Consider the following 7,543-nt stretch of genomic DNA (forward strand, 5'->3'; position numbering starts at 1 on the left):
GTTTGCTTATAATTTTAGGTGTAGTTATAGTAGGTTTTTTTATTTGTATAGTTCTTTTAATATATAATGTATAAAAAAACTGTTGACTACCTTATTGATATCAACAGTTTTATTTTATAAAGATTTATAGCCTTATTTTTTTGCTAAATCTTCTCTAACAGCTTTGTCATAATCTTGAATATTTTTTATAACTTCATTAATTTGTTGAGTTTCTTGTGGATTAAATAAATATTCAACCATCTTTGTTGGAATAACAATTATAGCACTTATAACTGTACCAAATGCTGTAATCAAAGCTATAATATTATCTTTTAAAAGAACTATACAAATAAAAAAACCTACTATAACTACACCTAAAATTATAAGCAAACTAATTAAAAAAATTTTTTTATTAGATTTATTATAAACTAATGTATCATTTAAATATTTTGAATAATTTTCTAAAATAGTCGAATATATCTTATTTCTATCATCTAATTCTTTTTCATCTTTTTCTTTATGAGGCAAATCTCTTGAAGAATTAATGTTCGTTAAATCAATTACATCATCATCAAAAACTCACTCAATCCATTACTAGAATTACTCATTATTTAACTCTAGTTCCTCTATTCTGATTTTAACAGCTGTTTCAGGAACATTAAAATCATCCGATAGTTTTTTTATAATCGCTTCTTTATCAAAACCATCTTTTAAAAGCGCTCTATAAGTATTTGAAAAAGAGCTAGCCGGCATAAGAAATGAAGCAGCAAAACGATTTGCTCTTATTTCACTATCATTTTTTGATTCATCAGTTCTATATGAATTAGAATATTCTTTTGATGAATCACTTATATAATCAAATATATAATGTGCTATTTCATGTGCCAAAGTAAAAAGAATATGCTTATCTGTATCTTGATTATTTAAAATAATAACTTTATCACTACCATATTTTCCCTGAATCTTTTTAGAAATACCTATTGTTCCAGAAAGATTTCGATCATTAAATCGTGCTGTAAATATTTTAAAGCCCATAGCTTTAGCTATTTCAATAATTGGAGTTTTATTACTTACTCTAGATAATCCATACTCAGGATTATTTAAAAATTGATTTAATAATATTTCTGCATCACTATCTATTTCTTTTAAATTAAAAAAATTAGAAAAATCTTTTTCATGCTGCTTTTGGTAATCTAATAATTCCTTGCACATCCATATCACTTCCTTCTACCTCCGCCAAGATTATATCTCTTGACGAATAAAAATATTGTTATATTTAATAAAATGAAAAATGATACCATCACCAAATCATATCTATAATCTTAAAAACATTAAATTATATCATATTAAATTATTAATAGTTTTTATTCCCACTCACATTGTATCACGATAAAAATTAAAAATAAAGTTGATCTAATTTAAACAAAAAATCAGCATCGATAATGATGCTGATAATAACTATTTACTTGCAATTACTTCAACTTCAATTAAGGCACCCTTTGGTAGTTTCCCTACCTCAACAGCACTTCTTGCTGGAAATGGTTCTACAAAATATGTTGCATAAATTTCATTTACAGTATTAAAATCTTCCATGTTATCTAAAAATACTGTTGTTTTTATAACATTAGAAAAATCCAATCCTTGACTTTCTAATAATCCTTTAACATTCTTTAATGCCTGATGCGCTTGTGCTTCAATTCCTTCTGGCATTTCATTAGTTTCTGGATTTAATGGGATTTGTCCTGAAAAGAAATATAAATCACCAACATTAATTCCTTGACTATATGGTCCAATTGCTCCTGGAGCTTTATTTGTTTTTACTACATTTTTCATTTTCTATTCTCCTTTAAACTCTTCATATAAACGATCTAATGCTGCTTGTAATACTTTTGTAGGTGTTGCAATATTAACTCTTTCAAATCCTTGTCCTTCTTTGCCAAAGACATATCCTTCATCTAAGTATAAATTAGCATGTTGCATTCTTTTTTCTAATTCTTGATAAGTTAAACCATAAGCTCTAAAATCAAGCCACATTAAATATGTACCTTCAAGTGGTGTAACTTTAACTTTTGGTAAGTTTTTATTAATAAAATCAACAACTAATTGATAATTAGTATATATTAATTCCTTAAATTCATCTAACCAGGCTTCACCTTTACTATAAGCCAATCTAGTAGCTTCAAAAGAAATAGTATTTAATGAATGAAAACCTTTTTTACCTTGTTGACTAGTAAGTTTTTCTCGTAATTCAGGATTTTTAATAATAATATTAGAACCTTGTAACCCTGCAATATTAAAACTTTTACTAGGAGCGCTGCAAGTTATTGTAATATTTTCAACTTCTTCACTAATAGTTGCAATTGGTGTATGAGTAAAACCAGGCATTGTTAAATCTTCATGAATTTCATCAGATAAAATAATAATATTGTTTTCTAAACAAATTTGAGCAATTTTTGTTAATTCATCTTTTGTCCATACTCTACCAATTGGATTATGAGGACTACATAAAATTAATAAAGTATTTTCTGTTTGTTTTGCAAGTTCTTCAAATTTATCAAAATCAATTTCATAATGACCACCATTGTTAATTAATGGACATTTCACTACTTTACGACCATTGTTTTCAATGGCTTTATAAAATGGATAATATACTGGGGTAAAAATAATTACACCATCAGTTGCTTCAGTATAAGCTGCTACGCCATCACCTAAAGCTGGAACGATCCCATTAGATAAAACGATCCATTCTTTTTCAACATGATAATTAAATTTATTTTTCATCCAGTTAATGACAGCATCATAATAATCATCTTTTGGTGATGTATATCCCAATACTGGATCATCTTTTAAAAACTCAATTAATCCTTCTTGAATTTCTGGTGCTAATTTAATATCAACATCAGCTACTGATAAAGGGGCTACCCCAACAGGTACATCAGGGTTAATAGCTTTCATTTCTTGCCATTTTCCAGATCCTTTATTACTACGATCTATTAAAGTTTCAAAATCATATTTCATCGTCATTCCTCCATTTCCTCCCTATTGTTAAGGTGCTTAACTATAGTATACATAATATCCTAATTTTTGCAACAAAAAAAAGAACCTAAAAAGATTCTTCCAGGTCCCTTAAAAACTCTTTATTCAATGCCTTTTGTACCTTAATAAAATTCAAAATCTCCTCATTGCTTAAATCCTTTAAATCCTCTTGATAACGACTATAAATCATTTCATCCAATTCACTATGTAAATCAATAATCGATTTACTAACATCAGTCAAATACAAATTATATTCGCGATTATTATGAGGATTTTTAATTCTAGAAACTAATTCTTTTTGCTCTAGTTTCTTTAAAATTTGACTACTAGCACTCAATGTTTTCTTTAATTCTTTAGCAATCTTTGAAGCAGTAATACCAGGATTTTGGCCAATAATTTCTAATGTCTGGGTTTCTACTGGATATAACATAATTCCATTAAACTGACGTGGTTTATTAGCATACTCTTGCATAATATCAAATCCTTCATCAACCACGGTAATTAATTGTTCTAATAATTTGCGATCCATTATCTCACCCCTAGCTCTTTAATTCTAACAAATATAATTTTTAGATGCAAATTATTAAAAATTAAAAGAACGAAAATAAATCGTTCTTTTAAAATAAATATTATAATTCTCTAGCTAAATCCCAAGCCTGCCAAACAACATGTTTTAAATTACCAACAAAATGAGCATTTTCTATTAATACATAAGATACTATTTATTAAATTCCTCTTTTCTTAATTATTAACAAACTTTAGAAAAAATATTAAATTATTTTTAATTTTCAAAACAATTAAAAAAAAGTGCAATCGAGTTGACGATACAATAAAAAATGAGTAAAATTTAGATGGATAAAAAATTAGGAGGATAAAAAAATGGCAAAATTTGTATGTACAGTTTGTGGATATGTTTATGAAGGAGATGCTGCTCCTGCAGAATGTCCAGTATGTCACGTTGGAGCTGACAAATTTAAAGAAGTTGAAGGAGAATTAACTCTTGCAGCAGAACATGAATATGGAATCTATGCAAAAACAGTAAAAAACAACCCAGATATTTCTGAAGAAGATAAAAAATACATCTTCGATCAATTAAAAGCTAACTTCGAAGGTGAATGTTCAGAAGTAGGTATGTATTTATGCATGGCTAGAATCGCTCATAGAGAAGGTTATCCAGAAATCGGTTTATACTGGGAAAAAGCTGCATGGGAAGAAGCAGAACATGCATCTAAATTTGCAGAATTATTAGGTGAAGATTTAGAACCTAACATGAAAGCTACTACTAAAGATAACTTAGCTTGGCGTGTTGATTGCGAATTCGGAGCAACTGCTGGTAAAGTTGAATTAGCTACTTGTGCTAAGAAAAACAACTTAGATGCAATCCATGATACAGTTCATGAAATGGCTCGTGATGAAGCTAGACATGGTAAAGCTCTTAAAGGATTATTAGATAGATATTTCGGTGATAAATAATTATAATTATTAAAATAAACAAAGTATGGTTTTGCCATACTTTGTTATTTTTTTCTCCAATTATTTGAGAATGTTTTTTTCTCACTTTCAACATTACCACGATGTCCATATACTGTACAAGCATCTAGAGCTGCTTCTAATTGTTTAAACTCTTCATCAGTTAATTCTACATTCATCGCATTTAAATTTTCAAGAATTCTTTCTTGATTTTTAGAACCAGGAATTGGTACACAATTAGGATATTTATGTAACATCCATGCTAATGAAATTTGCGCATTAGTTGCATTTTTTTCTTTAGAAAATCTATCTAAAACATCTAAAATTGGTTGATTAGCAACAATGTTTTCTTTTGATAACTGTGGTACCCATTTTCTAACATCATCACCTTCAAATTTAGTTTCCACTGTAACTTTTCCTGATAAAAAGCCACTAGCAATTGGTGAAAATGGCACAACACCAATATTATGTTTTAAACAATATGGGAAAATTTCTTTTTCCAAATCTCTTTCAACCATTGAATAAATACTTTGAACTGCCGTTACTGGAGTTATTTGATGTCCACGATTCAATGTATCTACATCTACTTGTGATAATCCCCAGCCTTTAATTAATCCTTCATCGATTAATTTTTTCATCACTTTCGCTACATCTTCAACTGGCACTTGTTCATTTAAACGATGTAAATAATATAAATCCACATAATCAGTTTGAAGATTTTCTAATGATTTATTTAAATGGCGTCTAATAACCTGTTCTAATGTTTCACTAGTTTGTAAATCTTGATCTTCAAGATGAAATTTAGTTGCTAAAACAATTTTATCTCTAAAAGGTTTGATTGCTTTTCCTAATAACTGTTCATTATGACCTGGATAAAACTGTTCTTTACCATAACCTTCTGCTGTATCAAAAAATGTACATCCAGTTTCATATCCTTTACGAATTGCTTCAATAGCATAGTCCTCGCTAGGAACTTTACCATAACCATGTGAAAAGCCCATAATTCCCATTCCTACAGCCGATACTTCTAAATTACCAATTTTTCTAGTTTTCATAATTGACCTCCATGTAGTTTAACTTTTACAAATACTATGATACTATATAAACATAGATTTTAACATTATATTATCTTTAATCTAGATTAAATAAAATTTATACTGGAGGTATTACTTGTGGAATTAACTCAATTAATCCAATTTAAAGCCATCGCTGAAAACAATTCAATTTCAATTGCTTCTAAAAAATTACATATCTCACAACCTGCTTTAAGTACTAGTTTAAAAAAATTAGAAACTGAATTAGAAATTCAACTATTCGATCATACTAAAAACAAAATTATTTTAAATGAAGCAGGAAAGATTGCTTTAAAATACGCTAATTTGATTCTAAATCAAAGCGAAGTCATGAAAGAAGAACTAATCAATTATAAACAAAAATATCTTAAAACTAAAATCGGTTTTTGTGATCCAGGACCTATGTGGTATTGCGCTCCCTTTTTTTCATCAATCATTAATGAAATTCAATACGAAAGCTACTTATCAAACACTGATGAAATTAAAGTATTATTAGATGAAAAATACGATCTAACTATTTCCAGTAAACCACTTAATCATTTAGAAATAGAAAGTATTCCTTTTGTCGAAGAAAGAATGTATTTATCAGTTGATAAAAGTCATTCCCTTGCTAAAGAAAGTTCGATTTCTTTACAAGATACACGCATTAAAAAAATAACACGTTTTTATATTCCGGGCTATTATTATACAAAGAAACAAAAACCTTATTGGGAAGAATTACAAAAAACTATCAATTTTACCATTTATACTGATTATTTCATATTTTGCCAGGCTTTAAATGATCCAAATGTCATTACAACAACTACCCGCTTAGTTAGACACTATCGTCACGATGGAAACAATAGGGTTTTAATTCCTATTATCGATAATCAAATGAAAATAATGTATTACATCTCTTATTTAAAAATCAATAAAAACAAATTAACTCCATTTATAGATTTAATAAAAAATAGTGTTGTCAATATTTAAAACAACACTATTTTTAAATTTATCTTTTTATTGCATCTTTAATTTTTTCCAGTGATTGATTTTCTAATAGCATTTTAAAAATAATATCATACTCTTTTGCTTCTAGATTACTTAAAAAATTATCATCTTCATTGGGAAATTTTGATTTAAATAACTGAAGAGTTAGATTCTTTTTTTCAAGCAAAATTCCTTCTTCTATTCCTTCTTTCTTTCCTTCTTCCCTTCCCTCTTTTTTCCCTTCTGCTTTTCCATTTTGATAACTCTCTTCGAGTTCCATTTCATGGGCATAAATATTCAGTTCCCGATTATATGCTGCTAATCTTAGTTCGTCGTCCTGATTAAATCTTTCCATCTTGTCTTTCATTATCTCAATCACCTTCGATTCTTTCAGTTTCATTTTCACAGTGGTTATCCAATATGAAAATATTTATAAAATACAATTATACTTAATTAGTACTTCATAGAATAAAAACTGCTAAATCGCAACTTTAAATTGACCTTTTTATTACATCTTTAATTTTTTCTAGTGATTGTTCCTCTAACAGCATTTTAAAAATCATATCATAGTCTTTTGCTTCTAGATTACTTAAAAAATTATCATCTTCATTGGGAAATTTTGATTTAAATAACTGAAGAGTTAGATTCTTTTTTTCAAGCAAAATTCCTTCTTCTCTTCCCTCTTTTTTCCCTTCTGCTTTTCCATTTTGATAACTCTCTTCGAGTTCCATTTCATGAGCATAAATATTCAGTTCCCGATTATATGCCGCTAATCTTAGTTCATCATTCTGATTAAATCTTTCCATCTTGTCTTTCATTATTCCAATCACCTTCGCTTCTTTCAGTTTCATTATATCATCTGTTATCCCGTTTGCAAATATATAGATCGCTAGTTCTAATTCACTGAATTCATCTAGTTCTTTATACTGCTTTATGACATTGATATACGGCACTTGAACATATACTCGATTCATCAGATTATTCTTTTCTAATTTACCTTCTTTATTTCTACTTTGATA

The 7,543-nt window shown here is 28.1% G+C and carries 10 protein-coding genes; 2 read left to right on the forward strand and 8 right to left on the reverse strand.

What is annotated here, in order from left to right:
* Positions 1 to 132 precede the first annotated feature (132 nt).
* From B5E92_RS14605 to B5E92_RS14625, 5 genes are all read right to left on the reverse strand, one after another.
* On the reverse strand, positions 133 to 507 hold the full coding sequence (locus B5E92_RS14605; protein ID WP_087303366.1) for a hypothetical protein: 375 nt from the start codon (positions 505 to 507) through the stop codon (positions 133 to 135).
* A gap of 72 nt (positions 508 to 579) precedes the next feature.
* The gene (locus tag B5E92_RS14610; protein WP_087303368.1) at positions 580 to 1,191 is read right to left on the reverse strand and encodes an ImmA/IrrE family metallo-endopeptidase; all 612 of its coding nucleotides are present in this window, start codon (positions 1,189 to 1,191) and stop codon (positions 580 to 582) included.
* A gap of 246 nt (positions 1,192 to 1,437) precedes the next feature.
* On the reverse strand, positions 1,438 to 1,812 hold the full coding sequence (locus B5E92_RS14615; protein ID WP_087303370.1) for a RidA family protein: 375 nt from the start codon (positions 1,810 to 1,812) through the stop codon (positions 1,438 to 1,440).
* A gap of 3 nt (positions 1,813 to 1,815) precedes the next feature.
* Positions 1,816 to 2,997 carry a MalY/PatB family protein gene (locus B5E92_RS14620; RefSeq protein WP_087303372.1) on the reverse strand — a complete coding sequence of 394 codons (1,182 nt, stop codon included), beginning with the start codon at positions 2,995 to 2,997 and terminating at the stop codon, positions 1,816 to 1,818.
* An 85-nt stretch (positions 2,998 to 3,082) separates the two neighbouring features.
* Entirely contained in the window at positions 3,083 to 3,544 is a 462-nt protein-coding gene (locus B5E92_RS14625) for a MarR family transcriptional regulator (protein WP_087303374.1), read from the reverse strand.
* A gap of 350 nt (positions 3,545 to 3,894) precedes the next feature.
* Between B5E92_RS14625 and B5E92_RS14630 the strand changes: the two genes are divergently transcribed.
* Positions 3,895 to 4,488: a rubredoxin-like domain-containing protein gene (locus tag B5E92_RS14630; protein ID WP_087303376.1), complete on the forward strand. Its 594-nt coding sequence runs from the start codon at positions 3,895 to 3,897 to the stop codon at positions 4,486 to 4,488.
* A 44-nt stretch (positions 4,489 to 4,532) separates the two neighbouring features.
* Here the strand turns inward: B5E92_RS14630 and B5E92_RS14635 are convergent, their stop codons facing one another.
* Complete coding sequence (locus B5E92_RS14635; protein WP_087303378.1) at positions 4,533 to 5,540, reverse strand: aldo/keto reductase; 1,008 nt, start codon at positions 5,538 to 5,540, stop codon at positions 4,533 to 4,535.
* Between the two features lie 117 nt (positions 5,541 to 5,657).
* On the opposite strand from B5E92_RS14635, the gene B5E92_RS14640 reads away from it, so the two are divergent.
* On the forward strand, positions 5,658 to 6,527 hold the full coding sequence (locus B5E92_RS14640; RefSeq protein ID WP_158095250.1) for a LysR family transcriptional regulator: 870 nt from the start codon (positions 5,658 to 5,660) through the stop codon (positions 6,525 to 6,527).
* Positions 6,528 to 6,546: 19 nt separating this feature from the next.
* On the opposite strand, the gene B5E92_RS14645 is transcribed toward B5E92_RS14640, so the two are convergent.
* Both B5E92_RS14645 and B5E92_RS15570 read right to left on the reverse strand, forming a co-directional pair.
* Entirely contained in the window at positions 6,547 to 6,891 is a 345-nt protein-coding gene (locus B5E92_RS14645; RefSeq protein ID WP_087303382.1) for a hypothetical protein, read from the reverse strand.
* A gap of 124 nt (positions 6,892 to 7,015) precedes the next feature.
* A partial coding sequence (locus B5E92_RS15570) for a hypothetical protein (RefSeq protein ID WP_087303384.1) occupies positions 7,016 to 7,543 on the reverse strand: 528 nt, incomplete at its 5' end.

Source organism: Erysipelatoclostridium sp. An15, assembly GCF_002160675.1.
Taxonomy (GTDB): domain Bacteria; phylum Bacillota_I; class Bacilli_A; order Erysipelotrichales; family Coprobacillaceae; genus Thomasclavelia; species Thomasclavelia merdavium.

Coding starts and splice junctions, on each gene's coding strand:
- B5E92_RS14645 (WP_087303382.1), bottom strand. CDS start 6,891: ATGAAAGACAAGATGGAAAGATTTAATCAGGACGACGAACTAAGATTA.
- B5E92_RS14610 (WP_087303368.1), bottom strand. CDS start 1,191: ATGTGCAAGGAATTATTAGATTACCAAAAGCAGCATGAAAAAGATTTT.
- B5E92_RS14615 (WP_087303370.1), bottom strand. CDS start 1,812: ATGAAAAATGTAGTAAAAACAAATAAAGCTCCAGGAGCAATTGGACCA.
- B5E92_RS14620 (WP_087303372.1), bottom strand. CDS start 2,997: ATGAAATATGATTTTGAAACTTTAATAGATCGTAGTAATAAAGGATCT.
- B5E92_RS14630 (WP_087303376.1), top strand. CDS start 3,895: ATGGCAAAATTTGTATGTACAGTTTGTGGATATGTTTATGAAGGAGAT.
- B5E92_RS14625 (WP_087303374.1), bottom strand. CDS start 3,544: ATGGATCGCAAATTATTAGAACAATTAATTACCGTGGTTGATGAAGGA.
- B5E92_RS14635 (WP_087303378.1), bottom strand. CDS start 5,540: ATGAAAACTAGAAAAATTGGTAATTTAGAAGTATCGGCTGTAGGAATG.